At 72.3% G+C, this 21,136-nt stretch carries 16 protein-coding genes and 1 tRNA gene; 6 read left to right on the top strand and 11 right to left on the bottom strand.

What is annotated here, in order from left to right; genetic code table 11:
- Window positions 1–118: 118 nt before the first annotated feature.
- Both ACSMTC_RS22040 and ACSMTC_RS22035 read left to right on the top strand, forming a co-directional pair.
- Entirely contained in the window at window positions 119–1,972 is a 1,854-nt protein-coding gene (locus ACSMTC_RS22040) for a dolichyl-phosphate-mannose--protein mannosyltransferase (RefSeq protein ID WP_436561432.1), read from the top strand.
- A gap of 131 nt (window positions 1,973–2,103) precedes the next feature.
- Window positions 2,104–3,783, top strand: a complete 1,680-nt coding sequence (locus ACSMTC_RS22035; RefSeq protein ID WP_436561431.1) for a penicillin-binding transpeptidase domain-containing protein — start codon at window positions 2,104–2,106, stop codon at window positions 3,781–3,783.
- Window positions 3,784–3,818: 35 nt separating this feature from the next.
- On the opposite strand, the gene ACSMTC_RS22030 is transcribed toward ACSMTC_RS22035, so the two are convergent.
- Window positions 3,819–5,381, bottom strand: coding sequence for a N,N-dimethylformamidase beta subunit family domain-containing protein (locus tag ACSMTC_RS22030; RefSeq protein WP_436561430.1), 1,563 nt, complete (start codon window positions 5,379–5,381; stop codon window positions 3,819–3,821).
- Between the two features lie 186 nt (window positions 5,382–5,567).
- The gene (locus tag ACSMTC_RS22025; protein WP_436561429.1) at window positions 5,568–7,049 is read right to left on the bottom strand and encodes an APC family permease; all 1,482 of its coding nucleotides are present in this window, start codon (window positions 7,047–7,049) and stop codon (window positions 5,568–5,570) included.
- A gap of 537 nt (window positions 7,050–7,586) precedes the next feature.
- Between ACSMTC_RS22025 and ACSMTC_RS22020 the strand changes: the two genes are divergently transcribed.
- The 3 genes from ACSMTC_RS22020 (at window position 7,587) to ACSMTC_RS22010 (ending at window position 10,734) form a co-directional block, all read left to right on the top strand.
- A complete protein-coding gene (locus ACSMTC_RS22020) occupies window positions 7,587–8,918 on the top strand; it encodes a VWA domain-containing protein (RefSeq protein ID WP_436561428.1) in 1,332 nt (443 codons plus the stop codon).
- Window positions 8,919–8,920: 2 nt separating this feature from the next.
- On the top strand, window positions 8,921–9,808 hold the full coding sequence (locus tag ACSMTC_RS22015; RefSeq protein ID WP_436561427.1) for a peptidase: 888 nt from the start codon (window positions 8,921–8,923) through the stop codon (window positions 9,806–9,808).
- 215 nt (window positions 9,809–10,023) lie between these two features.
- The gene (locus tag ACSMTC_RS22010; protein ID WP_436561426.1) at window positions 10,024–10,734 is read left to right on the top strand and encodes a TNT domain-containing protein; all 711 of its coding nucleotides are present in this window, start codon (window positions 10,024–10,026) and stop codon (window positions 10,732–10,734) included.
- 111 nt (window positions 10,735–10,845) lie between these two features.
- Here the strand turns inward: ACSMTC_RS22010 and ACSMTC_RS22005 are convergent.
- The 8 genes from ACSMTC_RS22005 to ACSMTC_RS21970 all read right to left on the bottom strand — a co-directional run bounded on the left by ACSMTC_RS22005 (window position 10,846) and on the right by ACSMTC_RS21970 (window position 17,430).
- A tRNA-Ala gene (locus ACSMTC_RS22005) sits at window positions 10,846–10,919 on the bottom strand.
- 114 nt (window positions 10,920–11,033) lie between these two features.
- On the bottom strand, window positions 11,034–12,122 hold the full coding sequence (gene sepX / locus ACSMTC_RS22000; RefSeq protein WP_436561425.1) for a divisome protein SepX/GlpR: 1,089 nt from the start codon (window positions 12,120–12,122) through the stop codon (window positions 11,034–11,036).
- A gap of 152 nt (window positions 12,123–12,274) precedes the next feature.
- Entirely contained in the window at window positions 12,275–12,901 is a 627-nt protein-coding gene (locus ACSMTC_RS21995) for a GNAT family N-acetyltransferase (RefSeq protein WP_436564765.1), read from the bottom strand.
- Entirely contained in the window at window positions 12,898–13,458 is a 561-nt protein-coding gene (locus tag ACSMTC_RS21990; RefSeq protein ID WP_436561424.1) for a MogA/MoaB family molybdenum cofactor biosynthesis protein, read from the bottom strand. Before ACSMTC_RS21990 ends, ACSMTC_RS21995 begins: the two co-directional genes overlap by 4 nt.
- Window positions 13,455–13,895 (bottom strand): cyclic pyranopterin monophosphate synthase MoaC, encoded by a 441-nt coding sequence (moaC, locus tag ACSMTC_RS21985; protein WP_436564764.1) that lies wholly within the window; start codon window positions 13,893–13,895, stop codon window positions 13,455–13,457. The genes ACSMTC_RS21990 and moaC overlap by 4 nt, the downstream gene beginning before the upstream one ends.
- A gap of 158 nt (window positions 13,896–14,053) precedes the next feature.
- On the bottom strand, window positions 14,054–15,376 hold the full coding sequence (gene glp, locus ACSMTC_RS21980; RefSeq protein ID WP_436561423.1) for a molybdotransferase-like divisome protein Glp: 1,323 nt from the start codon (window positions 15,374–15,376) through the stop codon (window positions 14,054–14,056).
- 59 nt (window positions 15,377–15,435) lie between these two features.
- Complete coding sequence (galU, locus tag ACSMTC_RS21975; protein ID WP_436561422.1) at window positions 15,436–16,356, bottom strand: UTP--glucose-1-phosphate uridylyltransferase GalU; 921 nt, start codon at window positions 16,354–16,356, stop codon at window positions 15,436–15,438.
- 69 nt (window positions 16,357–16,425) lie between these two features.
- Window positions 16,426–17,430: a GGDEF domain-containing protein gene (locus ACSMTC_RS21970; protein ID WP_436561421.1), complete on the bottom strand. Its 1,005-nt coding sequence runs from the start codon at window positions 17,428–17,430 to the stop codon at window positions 16,426–16,428.
- Between the two features lie 88 nt (window positions 17,431–17,518).
- Between ACSMTC_RS21970 and ACSMTC_RS21965 the strand changes: the two genes are divergently transcribed.
- Complete coding sequence (locus tag ACSMTC_RS21965) at window positions 17,519–18,100, top strand: 5-formyltetrahydrofolate cyclo-ligase (RefSeq protein ID WP_436561420.1); 582 nt, start codon at window positions 17,519–17,521, stop codon at window positions 18,098–18,100.
- A 121-nt stretch (window positions 18,101–18,221) separates the two neighbouring features.
- On the opposite strand, the gene ACSMTC_RS21960 is transcribed toward ACSMTC_RS21965, so the two are convergent.
- Window positions 18,222–20,948 (bottom strand): penicillin acylase family protein, encoded by a 2,727-nt coding sequence (locus ACSMTC_RS21960; RefSeq protein ID WP_436561419.1) that lies wholly within the window; start codon window positions 20,946–20,948, stop codon window positions 18,222–18,224.
- Window positions 20,949–21,136: the final 188 nt, after the last annotated feature.

The raw sequence follows: 21,136 nt of genomic DNA, 5'->3' as shown, positions 1-21,136 counted from the left end.
CCCGCGCGCGGTCGCGCCGGGCCCCGCGCCCCTCCGGTCCCCCTCTGCCCCGGGCTCTCCCTCCGTCCCGCAGGGTTTCCCCCTTGCCTGCTCATGCCCCGCCCCTACGATGTGGCGGGTGAGCGGCGAGAAGGCACCCGAGAGGCCCGTTGGCGTGGACCACCCCGAGCAGGGCGGCCTCGCCGTGCTGCCCGCGCCCGACGGCCGGCCGCCCGCGGCGGCCGTCCCCGCCCCTCGCGCGTCGGCCCCGCCGCGCTCGGTCTGGGCACGCGGTCTGGCCCGGTACGGCTACCAGGCGCCGGTCCGCCCCGAGCCCGCCGAGCAGCTGGTCCCCCCGATGCCGGACGGCCCCGGGGTCACGCCCCGCCTGGTCCCGCCCGCACCGCTGGCGGCGCGGTTCGGCATCGCCCTCCCGGCCCCGCTCTGGTCCTGGCTCTGCCGCTGGTCGGGCTGGATCGGCCCGCTCGCGGTGGCCCTGTTCGGCGGGGTGCTGCGCTTCTGGGGCCTCGGCGAGCCGAACTCCCTGATCTTCGACGAGACGTACTACGCCAAGGACGCCTACGCGCTCTGGCACGTCGGCTACGAGACCAGCTGGCCGGACGACGCCAACTCGCAGATCGTGGCGCCGCACCCGAGCGTCCCGTTCCGCACCGACGCGGCGTACATCGTGCACCCGCCGGTCGGGAAGTGGCTGATCGGCATCGGCGAGCAACTGTTCGGGATGCACCCGTTCGGCTGGCGGTTCATGGTGGCGCTGCTCGGCACCGTCTCGATCCTGATGCTGGCCAGGATCGCCCGCCGGCTGTTCCGTTCGACCCTGCTGGGCTGCGTCGCCGGCCTGCTGCTGAGCGTCGACGGCCTGCACTACGTGATGAGCCGCGCCGCGCTGCTCGACCTGATCGTCATGTTCTGGATGCTGGCCGCCTTCGGCTGCCTGCTACTGGACCGCGACCGCACCCGGGCCCTGATCGCCCGGCGGCTGGAGACCCGGCCGGGCGGCGAGTGGCTGAGCCTGGGCTGGCGCCCGTACCGGCTTGCGGCGGCCGTCTGCATCGGTCTGACCTGCGCCACCAAGTGGAGCGGGATGTACGTGCTGGTCGCGTTCTGGCTGCTCGGCGCCTGCTGGGACATCGGCGCCCGGCGGATGGCGGGCGCCAGGCACTGGCTGCGGCTCGGCCTGTGGGACGCGACGGTCGCGCTGCCGCTGCTCTCGCTGATCGCGACCGCGGTCTACCTCGCCTCCTGGACCGGCTGGTTCCTCAGCAGCGCCGTCCCCGGCCAGGGCGGCTACGGCCGGGACTGGGCGGTGCACCGCGCCGGGCTCTCGCCGGAGTACGTGTTCGGCGTGAAGATGCCGTTCCAGTTCGACATGAGCTGGGTGCCGGACGCGCTGCGCAGCCTGTGGCACTACCACGCGACGATGTACAGCTTCCACGTCAACCTGCGCGACCCGCACACCTACCAGTCGAACCCGTGGAGCTGGCTGTTCCTGGGCCGGCCGGTCTCCTACTTCTACGAGTCCCCGAAGCACGGCCAGTCCGGCTGCACCGCCAACGAGTGCGCCCGCGAGGTGCTCGGCATCGGCACACCGCTGCTGTGGTGGGCGGGCATCGCCGCGCTGGCGTACTGCCTGTACCGCTGGGCGCTGCGGCGGGACTGGCGGGCGGGCGCGGTGCTCTGCGGCCTGGCGGCCGGCTACCTGCCCTGGTTCATGTACCAGCAGCGGACCATCTTCCTCTTCTACGCGGTCGCCTTCGTCCCGTTCCTGGTGCTGGCCGTGACGATGCTGGTGGGCGCGCTGATCGGCCCGCCGAACGCCACCCACGACCGCCGGGTGATCGGTACCACGGCGGCGGCGCTGCTGGTGCTGGCGATCATGTGGAACTTCCTGTACTTCCTCCCGCTGTACACCGGCCAGATGATCCCGATGGACGACTGGCGGGCCAGGATGTGGTTCACCAGCTGGATCTGACGCCGGACCCACCCCTGAGGTCCAGACCTCCGATACCGAATATGTCACGAGTGCAGACTCCGCATGGGGCTGACGGAACCGTCCCCCTAGGGTGGGTCGGACACTCTCTAGCCGCGGGGGGAAACCGCATCATGCACAAGGGCGTGAAGATCGGCATAGGCGTCGTCTGCACCGGCATGCTCTCGGTCGCCGGGTACGGGGTGTACAACATCGCCGGTGCGGTGATGGACGGGCGGACGGGCCAGTCGGACGCGGAGCCCCACGTCCGTACGGCGACCGCCCAGGCCCCCACCCGGCAGCAGGCCGAGGACGGGGCGAAGGCCTTCCTGGCCGCCTGGGCGAAGGGCGACCTGAAGACCGCGGCCGCGCTGACCGACCAGCCCGACGCCGCCACCGCGATGCTGGCGGCCTTCCAGGAGAAGGTCGGGCCGAGCTCGATCGAGCTGACCCTCACCGGAGCGCCGACCGCTTCCGGGGCCCCCTCGCCGGCGCCCTCCACCCCGGCCGGACAGGTCCCACTGACGTTCAGGGCCACCGTGCGGTTCACCGGCAGCCCGACGCCGTGGAGCTACGACGGCACGGTCCCGATGGTCGAGATGAACGACGGCAAGAGCGCCGTGCACTGGGCCCCGACCGTGATCCACCCGCATCTGACCCCGGGCCGGAGCATCTCGGTCCGCCCGCTGCCCGCCTCCTCCGCCACCTCGCTGACGGACCGCGACGGCGGCTCCCTCGCCGACTACCCCTCGCTGCAACCGCTGCTGGGCGAACTGGCCGACCGGGTGCCCCAGGGCGCCCCCGGCACCGCCGGCACCGCCGTGGTGATCACCGACGACAGCGGCCAGAGCAGCCAGGAGAAGCTCTTCACCGTCACCGAGCCGAAGGGCGGCCAGAAGGCCAGGCTGACCATCGACGGCAAGCTCCAGGCCGCCGCCGAGAAGGCCGTGCGGCAGGCCTCCGGCGGGGACGGCAAGCCCGCCTCCCTGGTCGCCGTCGAGCCCAGCACGGGCAGCATCCTGGCCTTCGCCAACGCCCCGGCCGCCGGGCAGAACCGGGCCTTCCTCGGCGCGATCGCCCCCGGCTCCACCATGAAGGTGATCACCGCCGCCGCCCTGCTGGAGAGCGGCGTCTCCGCCGACGCGACCATGCCCTGCAAGCAGAACTACTCGGTGAACGGCTTCAGTTTCAAGAACGACGACGACGAGTCGGGCGAGGGCTGGAGCTTCAGCAAGGACTTCGCCCAGTCCTGCAACACCGCCTTCATCCAGCAGGGCATGACCACCCTCACCGGCAGTCAACTCCAGGACACCGCACGGAAGTTCTTCGGCATCGGCCCGACCTGGAAGACCGGCCTCAAGCTGTCCCCGGCCAAGGTCCCGGCCCCGGGCAGCGCCACCGAGCGGGCCGCCCAGCTGATCGGCCAGGGCCAGATCACCATGAACTCGCTCACCATGGCCTCGGTCGCCGCGACCGTCCAGAACGGCACCTTCCACCAGCCGATCCTCATCCCCGGCTACGACCAGGTCCCGGCCGGGGGCAGGCTCTCCTCGTCCACCCTGAAGTCGCTGCGCCGGATGATGCACCTGACCGTCACCAGCGGCACCGCGCGTTCCGCGATGTCCGGGATCGGCGGGGACACCGGCGCCAAGACCGGCACCGCCCAGGTCGGCGGCCAGTCCTCGGACAACAGCTGGTTCACCGCCTACCGCGACAACCTCGCGGTGGCCGCCGAGGTCCAGGGCGGCGGTCACGGCTCCGAGGCCGCCGCGCCCGCCGCCGCCACGGTGCTGGCCGTCGGCAACGACGGCTGACCCAGGCTCCGTCCCGCGCAGCTCCTCCCGATCGCTCAGCCCTTCCCGTAGACGGCCTCGACGTTGTCACTGGCCGGGTGACTGCGCCCGGCCGGGCCGGCGGCGAAGGCCCGCAGCAGGTTCTCGGTGACCTGCCGGGTCATCGCTCCGGCCCTGGCGTCCATCCCGTGGTCGGCCCGGCCGCCGCCGGGGCCGTTGGCGTCCAGCGACTCCACCCAGCGCATCGTCCCGCTCGCGAACACCCCGGCACCGCTGGGCACCGTGTAGTAGGCGGAGTCCGCGAAGCTGCGCCGCCCGTCGCAGACCACCGGCGAGTGCGCCAGGATCTCGATCGGCCTCGGTGTCGGGAAGCCGGTGAGCACCCGGTCGTACTCGACCCCGACCAGGTGCGGAAAGCCGTCGCCCTGCCCGACCCCCGTCCCGGCGAACAGCCAGTGGCCCGGGTTGGTCACCACGTAGGGGGCGTCCACCGGGTAGCCGTCGTAGATCACCCCGAGCAGTGAGCTCTCCGGGTCGGCCCCGGGCTGCTCCCGGAAGTCGGTGGTCGCGGGCTTGCCCGACCGGTAGCCGGGGTCCTCCTGCCAGGCGCCCTTGTAGCAGACCACGGTGCGGTCCGGCCCGAGCTCCGAGGGCTCGAACCGGATCCGGCGGAAGCAGCAGTTGGCGCCCAGGATCGCCACATTGGTCCCGGCGTCCCGGGCCGCGGTGACGTGCTGCCGCTGCTCGGGCGACCAGTACTCGTCATGTCCCAGCGACAGCACGGCCCTCGCCCCGTGCAGCAGGTCCGGATCGCGTGCCACGTCCACCCCGGTGGTGTACGCCAGCTGCAGACCGAGCTTCTCCGCCAGCGCGATCAGCGGCGCCTCGTACACCAGGAACAGCCCGGCGCCGTCGTCGTACAGGTACGGCCGGTCGAAGGTCACCTCCAGCGAACGGGTCGCCAGCCCACCGGTCGGACCGTTGTAGAGGCTGTACCCGCCCCACTCGTTGTACGCCTGCCAGGTGGCCGGGGCGTTGACGATCACCGTCTTCCCCGCTGTGCCGGCCGACCGCACGGTGACCGGGACGAACCGCTGGCCCGAGCCGTCCTCGGCGTCCAGCCGGAGCAGGTAGGCGCCCTCCGGCCAGCCCGTGGTGTCCACCGCGGTGCTTCTGGCCCAGTCGGTGCGGACCGCCCTGGTCCGCTGGTCCACCGTCGGATCGGCCTGCCTGCTGCCCGGCAGCCGCCCGGAGCGCCACACCAGCCGGCCCCGCGCACCGCCGTACCAGCCCATCCGGTACGCCGAGACGGTGTAGGCGGGCGCGGTGGTCGACACATGCAGACCGAACTGCTCCCCCGGCAGCACACTCACCCGGTCGGCGAACCCCTCGATCGCCCGCGCCGGACCGGCCTTGCTCACCGCCCAGTCGGCGTCGCCGGGCCGCGCGTTCTCGGCCTGGGTCGCGGACGGGCTCGGCGACGGTGCGCCGGTCGGCCTCCCGTTGCCCGCCACGCCCGCCGCGGCCGCCCCACCCTGCGTACCCGCGGGACCGCAGGCGCTCAGCCCGGCCGCGGTCCCCACCGCCATCCCCAGAAACCGCCGCCGTCCGGTGCCCATACCCGACTCCCCTGCCACCCGTGAACTCCCCCGCTCGGTCCGCCTCCGGGGCCCATCGTTACGCATCAAACCCCCGATCCGCCCCTGCGGCATCCCGGATGCCGGACGGGGAGGCGCCCGCAACGGCCGAGGGGCCACCGGAAGCCTTCCCGGTGGCCCCTCGGCCGCTCCTCCCGCCGCCGCGGCTCAGCCGGTCGTGCTGAGCTCGTTCTCGGCCCGGTTGAGCTTGGAGTGCTTGACGCTGAAGCCGAAGTAGAAGGCGGCCGCCAGGGCGAGCGCGATCCCGAAGAACAGGTAGGTCACCGGGTGCAGCCCGGAGATCAGGTAGGCGCAGAAGCCGATGCTGAGCAGCGGGACCACCGGGTAGCCGGGCACCCGGAAGCCGCGCGGCAGGTGCGGCTGGGTACGGCGCAGGATGATCACGCCGACCGAGACCACCGAGAAGGCCACCAGCGTGCCCAGGCTGGTCAGGTCGGTCAGGATGTCCAGCGGCACGAAGGCGGCCAGGACGGCGACGCCGGCGCCCACCACCAGGGTGTTCCAGACCGGGGTTCCGGTCTTCGGGGAGATCTCGGCGAACTTCTTCGGCAGCATGCCGTCGCGGCCCATCGAGTACAGGATCCGGGTCTGCCCGTAGATCACCACCAGGGTGACGCTGAAGATCGAGATGATCGCGCCGAGCGCGAACATCAGGCCGGGCCAGCTCTGGCCGGTGATGTCCTGGAGGATCTGGGCGAGCCCGGCCTCCTGGCCGTCGAACTTCCCCCACGGCTGGGCGCCGAGCGCGGCGATGGCCACCCCGATGTACAGCATGGTGACCACGACCAGCGAGATGATGATCGCCATCGGCAGGGTGCGACGCGGGTTCCTGACCTCCTCGCCGGCCGTGGAGACCGCGTCCAGGCCGATGAACGAGAAGAAGATGCTGGACGCCGCCACCTGGACGCCGCCGACGCCGAACGGCATGAACGGGCTCAGGTTGCCGGAGTTGAAGCCGGTCAGGCCGATCACGATGAACAGCAGCAGGATCACGATCTTGATACCGACCATGACCGCGTTGACCTTGGCCGACTCGCTGACCCCACGCACCAGCAGGAGGACCACCATGGCCACCAGGACCACGGCGGGCAGGTTGAAGTACCCGCCGTCACCGGGCGGCTGCGCCATCCACTCGGGGATCCTGAAGCCGAAGGCCAGATCGAAGAACTTGTTCAGGTACTGCCCCCAGCTCACCGCGATCGCGGAGGCCGAGACCCCGTACTCCAGCAGCAGGCAGACACCGACCCCGAAGGCCACGATCTCGCCGAGCGTCGCGTAGGCGTAGCTGTACGAGGAGCCGGACACCGGGATGGCGGAGGCCATCTCGGCGTAGCAGAGCGCCGTCAGACCCGCCGTGACCGCCGCCAGCACGAAGGAGATGATCACCGCGGGACCGGCCTGCGGGACCGCGCCGCTCAGCACGAAGAAGATCCCGGTCCCGACCGTCGCACCGATGCCGATCGAGGACAGCTGCCAGAGCCCGATCGAGCGGCGCAGATGGATCCCGGACCGGCCGCCCTCCTCCGGAGCCCCGGCGGGAAGGCCCTCGGGCGACCCGGCCTCGGAGATGAGGGTGTCGATCGGCTTCCGTCTGAACAGACGCGCGCTGGGGGAACTCTGGGTGGTCAACGCGGTGGTTCCTTCTGAGCGGGGAGGATGCTTATACGAATGGTCGCATAAAACCTCACCGACCGGACAGCGAGCCGGCGGCGCGGCGGGGCCTTTGCGGCACTTCGGCGGGCCGACCGGCCCGCCGGATCGCCAAGACCCACGGCGCGGACGGTGCCCGAGCGGCCGGCCAGGAGACACCCATCGCCCTCGACCGGCCCACCCACAGGCTGTGGACAGGTCACCGCACACGCCGTCAACACACCCCGCACGCCAAGCCGGTGGCCGGAATCCCGGCCGCAGGACGCCCTCGCTCCCCCGGCCTGCCCGCCGGGAGGGCCCTTCCGCGCGGCGACGCACCCCTCGACCTCGACGGCCGTTTGTCATGCTTCTTGCCGATGATCGCGATGTGTCCGATATCACCCTCGCACCGCACTCCGCGCACCGCACTCCGCCGCACCGGGTCCGCCGAGGCGGCCGAGCCCGCTCCGGCCTTCCCCGGCAAGGCAGTTCGGGCACCCATGGGGCATTGGTCTTTCCAAACTGATGATCCATAGGATGCGGCCCGTGACGACCATGAGACGACGATTGCCGGTCAGGCGGCCGCTGGGCCTGCTGGCCGCGCTGGCGATATCCGCCGGAGCCCTGCTCAGCGGGCTGCCCGCGCAGGCGGACGAGACCACTCCCACCAGCCCCACCAGCTCCGACGCGCCACGGGTCGACCTGATCCTCGACGTCAGCGGCTCGATGCGGACCGCCGACATCCAGGGCAAGAGCCGGATCTCGGTCGCCCAGCAGTCCATCGACGAGGTGATCGACGCGCTGCCGACCGAGACCGACTTCGGCATCCGGACCCTCGGCGCGACCTACCCGGGCAACGACAAGACCATCGGCTGCAAGGACACCCAGCAGCTCTTCCCGATCGGCAAGACCAACAAGGTCGAGGCCAAGACCGCCGTGGCCACCCTGCGCCCCACCGGCTGGACCCCGATCGGGCTCGCGCTGCGCGGGGCCGCCCAGGACCTCGGCAACGGCGACACCACCCGCCGGATCGTCCTGATCACGGACGGCGAGGACGACTGCGCCCCACCCGACCCCTGCGACGTCGCCCGCGAACTCGCCGCCCAGGGCACCCACCTGGTGGTCGACACCCTCGGCCTGGCCCACGACGACAAGACCCGCCAGCAGCTGCTCTGCATCGCCAACGCGACCGGCGGCACCTACACCGACGTCCGCACCGGTGAGCAGCTCACCGGCAAGGTGAAGCAGTTGGTCAAGGAGTCCGGGGACACCTACCGGATCACCCCCGCGAAGACCGCCGGCACCGACAAGTGCGAGACCGCACCGCTGCTGACCCCCGGCGTCTACAGCGACCGGGAGAAGTTCTCCGAGCACCGCGTCTACCGGGTGCCGGTCAAGGCGGGCCAGGAGCTGCGGGCCTCGGTCAGCGTCGCGATGGACCGCGCGGTCGCCCGTGACTACGGCGTACTGCTCCAGGCCACCGACCCGACCGGACAGGAGCTGGTCCGCGGCACCGACGCGGGCAGCGGCCGCACCGACGTCGCCTCGACCGGCGTGCGCTGGTCGGCCTCCGACGCCGTCGGCAGGACCACCACGACCGGCAGCTCGGCCGCCACCAACGCCGACCACACGGTCTGTCTGGTCGTCAGCAACTCCTTCGCCCCGCAGCCGGGCGTGTCCACCGACCCCGGCCTGCCGCTGGAGCTGACCGTGGACGTGGCCGCCGCCTCCCCCGCCCCCGACGGCCCGGCCGCCGGACTCGGCCGGGGCTGGGTGCTGCTGCTGGTGCTCACCGGTGCCGGCCTGCTGACCGGCCTGATCTTCGGCTGGCTGGCACGCTGGCGGATCGCCGTCTGGCAGGAGAACTGACGATGCGCACCGGACTCACCACCGCACCGCGCCGCCTCACCGCGGGCGCGCTGCTGGCGCTCGGGCTGCTGCCCGCACTGGCGCCCGCGGCCTCGGCGGCCTCGCCCTCGGCGAGCCCGTCCGGCGGGAGCCAGGCCCCCGCCACCACCGCGGGCAGCTCCTTCCTGACCGCGACCACCCTGGCGGCCGGCCAGGAAGCCGATGTGGCCGCCTCCACCGGTGACTACCTCTACTGGGCGTTCCCCGCCTCCGAGGGGCAGACCGACACCGTGCAGGTGACCGTCGCCCTGCCCCCCAGCATGGACCGGCACTCGCCGCAGACCTGGACGGTGGAGCTCTTCGACGGGCTGCGCCGCCGCCAGTCCTGCACCGCGGGGCCGCAGAACGCGACGGCGGCGCCCAAGGACGCCTCGCTCTCGGTCAGTTGCACGCTGCGGCAGATCCGCTCCTGGGCCGAGCCCTGGTCAGGCGACCCGCTGCCGGGGACTTACTACATCCGGCTCACCACCAGCGACGTGGACCAGCAGGACCTCGGCCTCGCGGCCCAGGTCAAGCTGCACATCGCCGCCAAGGGCGGGCCGGACGACGCCCAGCCCGAGGGCGGCGAGCTGAAGGCGCCGCTGGCGCCCCCGGTCAACGCGGGATCGGCCGCCGCCGGCGCCTCCGCCGCACCGACCGCGGCGGCGGACGGCTCGGGAGCCACCCGGGCCGCCGCACCGGTCGCGGCGAAGACGCACTGGTACTCCAACCTGTTCTCCGGCTGGAACACCCGGTGGTTCTGGACCCTCGGCGGTGGCGCCCTGGCCGCCCTGGCCGGCGTCGGGGGTTACAAACTGACCCGCCACCCGCACGGCAGCCGGCTCACCCGGCCCCACGGTCCGCACAGCTGACCCGAGCCGACCCACCGCGGGCCCGGAGCCGTACCGACGGCTCCGGGCCCGCCGCGTTCTCCGGGCGGTTGGCCGAAATCCGGCCCTCCGCTTAGCACTGCGGGACCGTTCGATTGACGGATCGTCATCCGATCCGATTGCCTATGCGACGACCTGGGCACGGAGGGTGACCATCCGCTCTCCGGGCCCACCCTTCCTCCCACCACGGAGACGACGTGCGCCTTCGCCCGTTCCTAGCGCCGATCCTCGCGGCCGCCGCACTCCTCGCCCCCGCCGTACCGGCCGCGGCCGCCACCGGCCCCGCCGCCGGTCCCGCTGCCGCCCACACGACGGCCGCCCACGCCGCGGCCACCCGCCCGGTGAATCCGGCGGACGAGTGCTCGGCCGACTTCCACGGCGGCGACCCCCGACTCGGCCCCCAGGACCTGCCCAGGACCGGCCAGGTCGGCCGCGAGCTGATCGGCTACCGGCGCACCGGCGGCCTGACCGAGGAGAAGTTCCTCGCCACCTACTACAGCCCCACCGCCAACTCCGGTTCGCCCGGCTGGGTCTACCCGCCCTCCGACGGCTACGTACTGCGGCCCGACGGCACCCCCGTCGAGTTCACCGTCAGCCTGTTCCCCGGCCAGGCCATCGACCGCTACGGCAGCGAGTACGGCGGCTTCCTCGCCCCCGAGGGCCTCCCCTACGCCGCCCGCTCCATTCCTCCGCAGAGCCTCGACGGCAACCCCGCGGCCGCCTGCAACTACCACGACTACCGCGTCCTCAAGCCCTTCGCCGTCCACGCCGGACCGATCGCCCCCTGGTTCGGCCAGCCCGGCTACGGCCTCCAGTACCAGCTCGACGCCGCCCTCGTCCCCAGCGCCCCGACCCGCCTCAACGTCCTCTGGCTGGTCGACAACGGCTACCTGGCCCGCCTGAACTGACCGGCCCCGCCCCCTGGCTGATCCCACGACAGCCAGGGGCCCCCGGGCACCAATTGCCCACAGACGCTCGAAGGCCCTCCCGGATGATCCCGGGAGGGCCTTCGTGTTGGGTGGAGCTGAGGGGATTCGAACCCCTGACCCCCTCGATGCGAACGAGGTGCGCTACCGGACTGCGCCACAGCCCCAACGAGAAAGAACTCTAGCACCTTTTCGAGGGGGCTCGTGACCACCCCCCTGACAGCAGGACGCCCCGCCGCAGGTCGCTGACCGGCGGCGGGGCGCAGTGGAGACGGGGCGGGCTACTCGTTGGCGGCCCGGGGGCGGGTGAGGTACTCCACCTCGGGCGCGGCCGGGGCGGCCTCGGCGTACTGGTCGAAGAGAGGGGTCCTGCGGGGCTCGGCGGAGCGGCCGGAGTCCCAGGCGTCGCGTGCGTTGAGGTCGAGGCCCCGGGTGACCCGGGGGGCGACCGGGGCGGTGACGTACGTCGGCAGCGGGACCGGGACGGGCTCCCAGGACTCCGGCCCCGCGGCACCGTTCTCCCGCATGCCGTCCACCCACTCCTCGTGGTCGGTCGCCTCCGCCAGGGCGGCGGCCGAGCTCTCGGCCGGCTCGCGGTGCCCCGCCCCGGCCACCCGCAGACGCGGGCGCCCGGAGTCGGCGGGGCGCTCGGGGGTCCGCTCCCCCGCCCGGCCCGCCGGCCGCTCCGCCCCGTGCTCCGCCGCCGGCCCGTCCACACGCTCGGTGGCCGGCTCAGCCCCCCGCTCGGTAGGGAACGAGCCGTCCCCCTCCTCGGCCTCGGAACGGCCCGCACGGGCCCGCTCCCGCTCACGGAGGCGCTCGGCGGCCTGGGCGGCACGGGCGCGGTCCAGCTTGACCTCGTACCGCTGGCGCTCAAGCCGCCTGAGGTAGCCGATGTAGAAGGTCAGGAGGGCCGCCGGGACGGCCGGGACCCAGAGGAAGGCCACGCCCGCCACCGCGGCGATCACCGCGCCCGCCGCAAAGGCGAGGAAGAGCGTGGTGACCATCCGCCGCCGCCGGGCCAGCAACTGGGCCCGCCGCTCACCGGGGTACTCCTGCGCCCCCCGGTGCGGCGCCCCCTGGGCCGCCTGGGAGGGGACGTCCGAGTCGCCCCCGTCGGCGGACTCCGAAGAGTCCACCGACCCCGTACCGGGGACCGGCTCCGAAGCCGGACTGTCGTCATCGTCACCGAGGGACCGGGCCGCCCGCCGCTCCAGCGCCGAACGGCCGGCCAGCAGGCGGATCGCGGTACTGAAGCGTTCCGTAGGACGAGCCTCGTTGAGTTCGTCCTGCCTGCGGAGCCACATCGGCACCAGATAGGCAGCCCAGGCCCCTACGATGACTGCGTAGATAAGGCCGCTGCTGCTCACCTTTCACACGGTACGGGGGTCGGCGAAGGCACTGCAGCAATTTGGCGCGGCGTGTCGTGTGATCAAGCTGATTCTCCGACTATTTTGCCGGTATTTGTGACCACTCGCGGGCGTGGCGATGCCATATCGATATCTTCTAATCGAACATATATTCAATTACCGTGGTGACCTCGGTAACTGACCGCACGCCAGCGGTTGAGCAGGCCCTCCGGCACCTCTTCGGCGGTCAGCGCATAGACCAGGTGGTCCCGCCAGTCACCGTCGATGTGCAGATATCGTGGACGCATTCCCTCCGAGCGGAAGCCGAGCTTTTCGACGACCCGGCGGCTCGGACCGTTCTCCGGCCGGATGCAGACCTCGATCCGGTGCAGGCCGAGAACCCCGAAGCAATAGTCCACGGAAAGCGCGACCGCGGTCGGCATGATCCCCCGGCCGGCCACCGCCTCGTCGATCCAGTAGCCGACGTTGGCCGAGCACATCGAACCCCAGGTGATGCTGCCGACCGTCAGCTGCCCCACCAGTTCGCCCCGGTAGAGCACCACGAAGGGCAGGATCCGCCCGGCCGCCGCCTCGCCGCGCAGATAGCGGACCATCTGCCGGTACGTCGGCCGGGGGCCGGCCGCCCTGAGGGGCTGCGCGGGCGGGACGGTCGCCTCCCAGCGGCGCAGCCAGTCCCGGTTCCGCCGGCTGACCTCCTGCCAGGCGCGCTGGTCACGGACCCTGATCGGGCGCAGCGTGACCTCGCCCGCGCGCAGCTCGACCTGCCAGCCGCTGTTCAGTTCGCGCCTCCCTCGGCAGCGGCGGACCCGGGAGTGCCGTCCTCGCCCGCGGCGGGCCGGGCGGGCCGGTCGCCGCCCGCGGCCGGCGCGGGGTGGTCGCCGCCGCCGAGCTGGTCCACGGCGTGGGCGAGCAGCGGTTCCAGTACCGCCAGGCCGTCCCTGACGCCGCCGGTGGAGCCGGGCAGGTTGACGATCAGGGTGCGCCCGGCCAGGCCCGCCAGGCCCCGGGAGAGCGCCGAGGTGGGCACCTTCTCGCGTCCGTAGGCCCGGATCGACTCGGCGATGCCGGGGATCTGACGGTCGATGACCCGGGCGGTCATCTCGGGGGTGAGGTCCATCGGCGAGATCCCGGTGCCGCCGGTGGTGAGGACGACGTCGTAGCCGGCGGCGACGGCCTCGCGCAGTACGGCCTCGACCGGGTCGCCGTCCGGGACGACCCGCGGGCCGTCCGCCTCGAAGCCCATCCGCCGCAGTCCGGCGACCAGCAGCGGGCCGCCCCGGTCCTCGTACACCCCGGCCGAGGCCCGGTTGGAGACGGTGACCGCCAGTGCCCTCATCGCGAGGCCTCCGGGGCGTACCAGTCGCCGCTCTTGCCGCCGGTCTTGCTGACCACCCGGACGTCCTCGATCGCGGCGCCCTTGTCGACCGCCTTGACCATGTCGATCACGGTGAGGCCGGCCACCGCGACCGCGGTGAGGGCCTCCATCTCGACGCCGGTCCGGTCGGCGGTCTTCACGGTCGCGGTGATCTCGACGGCCTCGTCGGCGACGGTCAGGTCGACCTTGACGCCGGAGATGGCGATCGGGTGGCAGAGCGGGACCAGGTCGGGGGTCCGCTTGGCTCCCATGATCCCGGCGATCCGCGCCACGGCCAGCGCGTCGCCCTTGGGCACGCCCTCGCCCCGCAGCAGTTCGATCACCCGTGGGGCCACCCGCACCCGTCCGGCGGCCACGGCCGTCCGTACGGTGGTCGCCTTCTCGGAGACGTCGACCATGCGGGCGGCGCCGGTGTCATCGACGTGTGTGAGACGGTCGCCGGAATGCTCTCCGGAGGGTGCGGTCACGGGGAAACTCCAGGGGTACGGCCAGGGCCCGCGGCGCGAATACCGCGCCGCGGGTACGAATACCGCGCTACCGTACCTCCCCGGCCTGCTCAGTCCGTGAGAAGGACCACATCCACGGTGCTGCCCGCGGTCAGCGAGGTGACCTCCTCGGGGACGGCGATCAGGCAGTTGGCCCTGGCGAGCGCGCCGACCAGGTGCGAGCTCTCGCCGCCGACGGGGCGCACCTCGCCGTTCTGGTACCAGCCGCGCAGGTACTGCCGCCGCCCGGCCGGGGAGCGCAGCTCGTCCGCGCAGACGGCCCGGACCACCGGGCGGTGGACGCCGGTGGCGCCCAGCATGGTGCGGATCGCCGGGCGGACGAAGAGCTCGAAGGAGATGTACGCGCTGACCGGGTTGCCGGGCAGCGCCAGCAGCGGCACGCCGGCGCCCGCGCCGATCCGGCCGAAGCCCTGGGGCTTGCCGGGCTGCATCTTCAGGCGGCGGAAGTCGACCCCGGCGCCCTCGCCGCCCTCGACCGTCCGGAGGGCCTCCTTGACCACGTCGTACGCGCCGACGCTGACCCCGCCGCTGGTGATGATCAGGTCGGCCCGGCCCAGCTGGTCCTCCAGGACGGAGCGCAGCGTGGCGGTGTCGTCCGGGACGCCGCCGACCCGGTAGGCGATGGCGCCCGCGTCCCGGGCGGCGGCGGTGAGGGTGAAGCTGTTGGAGTCGGAGATCTGCCCGGGGCCCACCCGCTCGCCGGGCTGGACCAGTTCGCTGCCGGTGGAGAGCACCACCACGCGCGGCCGGGGCCGGACCCGGACGGTGCCGCGGCCGATGGCGGCCAGCAGGCCGAGCTGGGTCGGGCCGAGCACGGTGCCCGCCGGGAGCACCCGGTCTCCGGCGGTGATGTCGCTGCCGCGGCGGCGGATGTACGCGCCCTCGTCGACCGGACGCAGGACGCGCACCTCCTCGCTCTCGACCGCGGCGCCCATGCTGTCGACGGCCTGCCCGGTGCCGGTGCCGCCGTCGGTCCACTCGACCGGGGCGACCGCCTCGGCGCCGGGGGGCATCGGGGCTCCGGTCATGATCCGGGCCGCCTGCCCCGGGCCGACCTTGGGCAGTTCGCCCGCGCCGGCCGCGATGTCGCCGACCACGGTGAGCACCGAGGGGTACGTCCTGGTGGCTCCGGCGGTGTCCGCGGTGCGCAGCGCGTAGCCGTCCATCGAGCTGTTGTCGAAGGGCGGCAGGTCGGTTGCGGCGACCACGTCCTCGGCGAGGGTGCAGCCCTGGGCGTCCAGCAGCTGGAGTTCGATCGGCGGGAGCGGCGCGATCTGCCCGAGGATGTCGGCGAGATGCTCGTCGACCGTCCACATCCGGGGCGGGGCCGGGGTCGAACTCTCTTCGCAGCAGGGGTCGTTCGTCCCGGTCATCGCCTCACGCTCGCCTTCTCCGCAGCTCGGTCGCGCTCCAGCGGCCGGTCGGCCGCGGCTCAGTCCTGCATCTCGGTGGCCACGAACTCCCTGAGCCAGGAACGGAACTCCGCGCCCAGGTCCTCGCGCTCACACGCAAGTCGGACGATAGCGCGAAGGTAGTCGGCGCGGTCGCCGGTGTCGTAACGACGGCCCTTGAAGATCACACCGTGCACCGGTCCGCCGGTGGACTCGTCCCGCTGGGCCAGCTCGCGCAGCGCGTCGGTCAGCTGGATCTCGCCGCCCCGTCCGGGCTCGGTGTCGCGCAGCACGTCGAAGACCGCCGGGTCGAGGATGTAGCGCCCGATCACCGCGTAGTTGGACGGTGCGTCGGCGGTGTCCGGCTTCTCCACCAGGTCGGTGACCCTGAACACGTCGTCGCCGAGGCCGTTGGGCTTCACGGCGGCGCAGCCGTAGAGGTGGATCTGCGAGGGGTCGACCTCCATCAGCGCCACCACCGAGCCCCCGAGCTCCTGCTGCACCTCGATCATCCGGGACAGCAGCGGGTCGCGCGGGTCGATCAGGTCGTCACCGAGCAGAACGGCGAACGGCTGGCCCGCGACGTGCTGTTCGGCGACCGAGACCGCGTGGCCGAGGCCCTTGGGGTCGCCCTGGCGGACGTAGTGCATGTTGGCCAGACGGGCGGACTCCTGGACGCGCTTGAGCTTGTCCCGGTCGCCCTTGCGGGCGAGCAGCTCCTCCAGCTCGTACGCCCGGTCGAAGTGGTCCTCCAGGGCGCGCTTGTTGCGTCCGGTGACCATCAGTATGTCGGAGAGCCCCGCGGCGGCGGCCTCCTCGACGACGTACTGGATGGCCGGCTTGTCGACGACCGGCAGCATCTCCTTCGGCGTCGCCTTGGTGGCCGGCAGAAAGCGGGTCCCCAACCCGGCGGCAGGTACAACCGCCTTCGTGACGGGCATACGGGGGTGCGTCTTCGTCATGGCGTTGACCTTACTAAGGCAGGGTTCCGCTGAACTGAGATCCGGGTTAACCGACCGTGAAACCCGAGATCACCTTCGGATCCCGTCGTGGGCGGCGGCTGTGGCGGCAGTGGTGCGGGCGGCACCGATGGAGGTGAGCGGGGCCGCCTCTTCGGTGCAGGGCGCCAGATTACCGGTGTTTTCAGAGCTTTCGCGCCGAATATTCGTATCTTCCGGTTGATCCGTGGATGTCGCGGGTCTGCCGCCACCCGTGCTGCGGGTGAGGACAGTTGGGTGCGAGTGCCGCACGGGACTGGTGCGGTGCGCGGGATCGGCGGGTCTCGTGTGGCTGACGGGGCTCTCGTCCCCGATACGGTCGGGCTGGTCCGCGGTGCGCCAGCAGTCGCCCCCGGCGCTGCGGGCACGGGCCAGCGCGCGGTCGGCGGCGCGCAGCAGGACGGCTGGGTGCACACCGTCGGCGGGCAGCACCGCGACACCGACGGCGGCGGTCAGACCGTTGCCGCCGGGCGGCCTCCGCGGCTGCGGGCCCGCGGGCGACCAGTCCAGCAGCTGGTGCCGGCGCACCGACCAGCAGAGCCGCTCGGCGACGTGGGCCGCGCCCTCGGCGCCGGTGTCCGGCAGGACCACCAGGAACTCCTCGCCGCCGTACCGGCCCAGGGTGTCCGAGCGGCGGATCTCCACGCTCAGCCGCTGGGCCAGATCGCGCAGCACGGCGTTGGCCCGGCGTCGCCCGTGCCGGGCGACCACCGCCTCGAAGCCCGAGATCTCCACCATCAGCAGCGCCAGCCGGCGCGGGCCGCTGTCCGTCCCGGACCTGCGGGAGCGCTCCACCTCACGGTCCAGGGTGAGCTGGAGGTGGCGGTAGTTCCAGACCCCGGTCTGCGGGTCGCGGGAGGCGGTGCGCCGCAGTTCGTCCCGCTCGGCCTCCAGCTCGGCGATCCGCTGACGCAGCCGGGACTCCCGCTCGGCGGAGCACGTGGCGAGCCGACGCAGCCGCGTACCGGACAGCACGGCCGTGGCCAGCCCGGTGGCGCTCAGCCCGGCCAGGGCGCCGGCCAGCAGCTGGGTGGACATCCATCGCCTTCCGCATGTCAGGCTCTGAACGCCGGCCGGCACGGGACGGACCCGTGGCGTCGGCGGGAGCGGAACCCAGGAGGATCCATTGCACAACGAGAAGGCCGGGCTGAGGTCACGGTTGCTCGCGGACCGGCGTGCACTGTCGCCCGAATGGCGGGAAACCGCCGCTGCGGCGCTGTCCGGACACGCCGTGGAGCTGGCCGAACCGGGGCAGACCGTCGCCGCGTACGTCTCGGTCGGCGCGGAGCCCGGGACCCGGCCGCTGCTGGAGGCCCTGCGGGCGCGGGGAGTGAGGGTGCTGCTTCCGGTCCTGCTCCCCGACAACGACCTGGACTGGGCCGAGTACCGGGGCCCCGGGGAACTGGCCCCCGCCGGGCGCGGGCTGCTGGAGCCGACCGGGCGGCGGCTCGGCCCGGAGGCGGTCTGCGGCGCCGAGCTGGTGCTGCTGCCCGGGCTCGCGGTGGACCGGCGCGGCCTGCGCCTCGGCCGCGGTGGCGGCTCGTACGACCGGGTGCTGGCCCGGCTGGCCCGCGCCCGGGCGCACCCACTGCTGGCCACCCTGCTGTACGACGCCGAACTCCTCGACGCCGTCCCCGCCGAGCCCCACGACCACCCGGTCCACGCGGTGGTCACGCCCGGCGGGCTGCACCGCTTCGGCCCTCACTGAGCGGCTCGGAGGGCACAGGGCCGACACGGACGTGCGAGGGCGCGGGGACCCTGCGCGGCCGTGCACCTCCGTGGAGGCCGGTCGCACGGTTCCCCGCGCCCTGAGTGCTACCCCTTCGGGCTCACTGCGCGCTGAGGACCAGCTTGTGCTTGGTGGCCTTCTCCACCGCGTCCGCCGACCAGGCCCAGGGCAGGAGGTTGCCGCCGGCCCACAGGGAGGTCTGGTCGTTGTAGTTGGCGTGGAAGGCGTGGCCCGAGGCGCCGCCGACGGTGATCCAGCGGGAGGCGTTGAAGTCGCTGAGGTCGACGACCATCCGCATCGAGGGGATCCAGTCCACGTCGTACCCCGCCGCCGCGTTCCACCCGGAGGCGTTGACCGCCGCGCTGCCGCCGGAGAGCTGGTACGGGCCGCGGTTGAGCAGCTGGTGGACCAGCCCGGAGGCGATCGAGGAGTCGTCGGTGCCGAGCGTCTGCTCCTTGAGGGTCAGCGAGTGCAGCCGGCCCCAGTTCCAGGTCTTGATGTCCTTGCCCATCTGCGCGGTGAGGTCCTGGCGGGCGTCCTTGAGGGCCTCGGCGAGCAGGTTGTTCAGGCCGTGCTGCTGGACGTGGTTGGAGTCGACGTAGTCCCACCACGGGCTCTTGGGATTGGCGAGCTGCTGCCGGACCACCTCCGTCCAGCGGTCGCCGCCGTCCGGCTGGGCGAAGTGCGCGTCACGGGTGCCGCACTCGGTGACCGGTCGCGTGTCGGCGCCGACCGCGCCGTCGGGCAGCGTGCTGCTCTTCTGACGGACCAGCAGGCAGTCGCCCTTGGCCCGCAGGTCGGCCGGGAACTTCTGGCCGAAGGCGAGGGCGAGCAGCTGGCGCCAGACGCCGTTGTAGTACGCGGCGGCGGCGGAGTCGGCGTCCTGGCGGTAGTTCCAGCTCTTCAGCAGGTCCTGCGCCTCACGCACGTACGGGTCGGTGATGTTGACCTTGAGCAGCAGCGGGACCAGCGTCTGTGCCATCACGTTGGTGTTGTCCAGCTGCATCGACTGCATGTCGTCCAGCGAGATCTTGCCGCCGTTCTTCAGCTTGCCCTCGATCAGATCGGTGATCTGCTTGGCCCGGGTGCCGTACTCCCAGTCCTTGGTGAGCAGGTACTGGTACGACGGGTCGACCACGGCCTGGTTGGCGGTGACGATGTAGCCGCTCTTGGGGTTGAAGCTGTACGGCAGGGAGTTGAAGGGCACGAAGTCCTTCTGCCAGCCGTAGCTGGAGTCCCAGCCGGGCGCCGGGTAGGTGCCGTCGCCCTTGGTGCGCTGCGGGATCATGCCCGGCGCCTGGTAGCCGATGTTGCCCGCGGTGTCGGCGTAGATCAGGTTCTGCGCGGGGACCGCGAAGTCGGCGGCGGCGGCGCGGAACTCGGTCCAGTTGGTGGCGCGGTCCAGCATGAACACGGCGTCCATGGTCTTGCCCGGGATGAGGGCGGTCCACTGGAGTGCCACGCCGTAGCCCTGGGCGCGGTCCGGGGCGGAGTTGCCCGCGGGGGCGTACTTGCCGACGGTCTGCTCCTCGGAACTCTGGTCCGAGATGAGCGGGCCGCGGTTGGTGGTGCGGACGGTGATGGTCCGGTCGGCTCCGCCGGCGACCTTGATGGTCTCCTTGCGGGTCTGGAACTTCACCTGCTGGCCGTCGACCAGGTAGCTGTCGGGGCCGGTGATCTTCTCCAGGTAGAGGTCCTGGACATCGGCGCCGAGGTTGGTGAAGCCCCAGGAGATCTTCTGGTTGTGGCCGATCACCACACCGGGCATGCCGGCGAAGGTGAAGCCCGAGGTGTCGTAGGCGCACTTGGCGCTGACGGTCCGGCAGTGCAGGCCCATCTGGTACCAGACGGAGGGCAGACCGGGGCCGAGGTGCGGGTCGTTGGCGAGCATCGGCTTGCCGGTGGTGGTGTGATCGCCGCTGACCACCCAGGAGTTGGAGCCGATGCCCTGGCCCTGCGGACCGAGCAGCTGCGGCAGCCCGGCCATCTTGCCGGAGATGTCAGTGAACAGCGACTCGGTGGCGGCCCGGCCCTGGGCGGTCGCGGCGGCGGTACCGGCCGGGGCGGTGGAGCCGTCGGCGGGGACGTAGTTGCCGTCCTTGCCGACCTTCCCGGTCTTCACGATGGTGCCGTTGCGGTCGTACGGGTAGTCCGGGTAGAGCTGGGCGATCTGGTCCTGCGTGAAGTCCTGGGAGAGCAGCGAGCGGTCGATCTCCTCCTGCATGTTGCCGGAGAGGTTCCAGGCCATCGCCTTCAGCCAGGCCACCGAGTCCACCGGGTCCCACGGCTCGGGCTTGTAGCCGCTGTTGACCGTGCCGAGCAGGGTGTACTCCAGCGAGGCGCTCTGGCCGCCGGGGTGCTGGCCGAGCCAGGCGTTCACGCCGTCCGCGTAGGCCTTCAGGTACTTCTTGGTGTCGGCGGAGAGCTGGGTGTCGTACTCCTGCTGCGCGACCTGGCGCCAGCCCATGGTGCGCAGGAAGGTGTCGTTCTCGACCTGGCCGGAACCGAACATCTCGGAGAGCCGGCCCGAGGTGATGTGACGCCGGACGTCCATCTCCCAGAACCGGTCCTGGGCCTGGACGTAGCCCTGGGCGCGGAACAGGTCCTCGGGGGTGTCGGCGTACAGCTGCGGAATGCCGTTGGCGTCGCGCTTGACGTCGACCGGCGCGGACATGCCGGCCACCGAGACGCTGCCGTCGACGTCGGGGAAGGAGGCACGGACGGCGCTCACCGCCCAGTAACCGCCGCCACCGACTGCGGCCACGAGCAGCACGACCAGCACGAGCACGATCAGACGGGCGCGCCGGAACTTCTTCGAGCGGGGCATCTGGGTCCTTGGCTGGGGTTGCGTTTACGGCCGTGACAGGTCACCACATTAGGGCGACTCGGCTGGCGGACATGCACCGGGGACGTCCACGGTCGGCCGAGGTGGACCCTATCCGGTCTCGATGGGCGGAGGTCGACAATCAAAGAGCAGGTAAAATGTTAGACTGAGTAACAAGTCGCCGAACGAGC

Origin of the sequence: Kitasatospora sp. HPM-01-4, assembly GCF_051374625.1 — a bacterium.
GTDB lineage: Bacteria > Actinomycetota > Actinomycetes > Streptomycetales > Streptomycetaceae > Kitasatospora.
This window is presented reverse-complemented; position numbering and strand designations above follow the sequence as displayed.

Coding starts and splice junctions, on each gene's coding strand:
- moaC (WP_436564764.1), bottom strand. CDS start 13,895: ATGGTCGACGTCTCCGAGAAGGCGACCACCGTACGGACGGCCGTGGCC.
- ACSMTC_RS21960 (WP_436561419.1), bottom strand. CDS start 20,948: ATGCCCCGCTCGAAGAAGTTCCGGCGCGCCCGTCTGATCGTGCTCGTG.
- ACSMTC_RS21970 (WP_436561421.1), bottom strand. CDS start 17,430: ATGTCCACCCAGCTGCTGGCCGGCGCCCTGGCCGGGCTGAGCGCCACC.
- glp (WP_436561423.1), bottom strand. CDS start 15,376: ATGACCGGGACGAACGACCCCTGCTGCGAAGAGAGTTCGACCCCGGCC.
- ACSMTC_RS22020 (WP_436561428.1), top strand. CDS start 7,587: ATGCGGCCCGTGACGACCATGAGACGACGATTGCCGGTCAGGCGGCCG.
- ACSMTC_RS22035 (WP_436561431.1), top strand. CDS start 2,104: ATGCACAAGGGCGTGAAGATCGGCATAGGCGTCGTCTGCACCGGCATG.
- ACSMTC_RS22030 (WP_436561430.1), bottom strand. CDS start 5,381: ATGGGCACCGGACGGCGGCGGTTTCTGGGGATGGCGGTGGGGACCGCG.
- ACSMTC_RS21990 (WP_436561424.1), bottom strand. CDS start 13,458: ATGAGGGCACTGGCGGTCACCGTCTCCAACCGGGCCTCGGCCGGGGTG.
- ACSMTC_RS22015 (WP_436561427.1), top strand. CDS start 8,921: ATGCGCACCGGACTCACCACCGCACCGCGCCGCCTCACCGCGGGCGCG.
- galU (WP_436561422.1), bottom strand. CDS start 16,356: ATGACGAAGACGCACCCCCGTATGCCCGTCACGAAGGCGGTTGTACCT.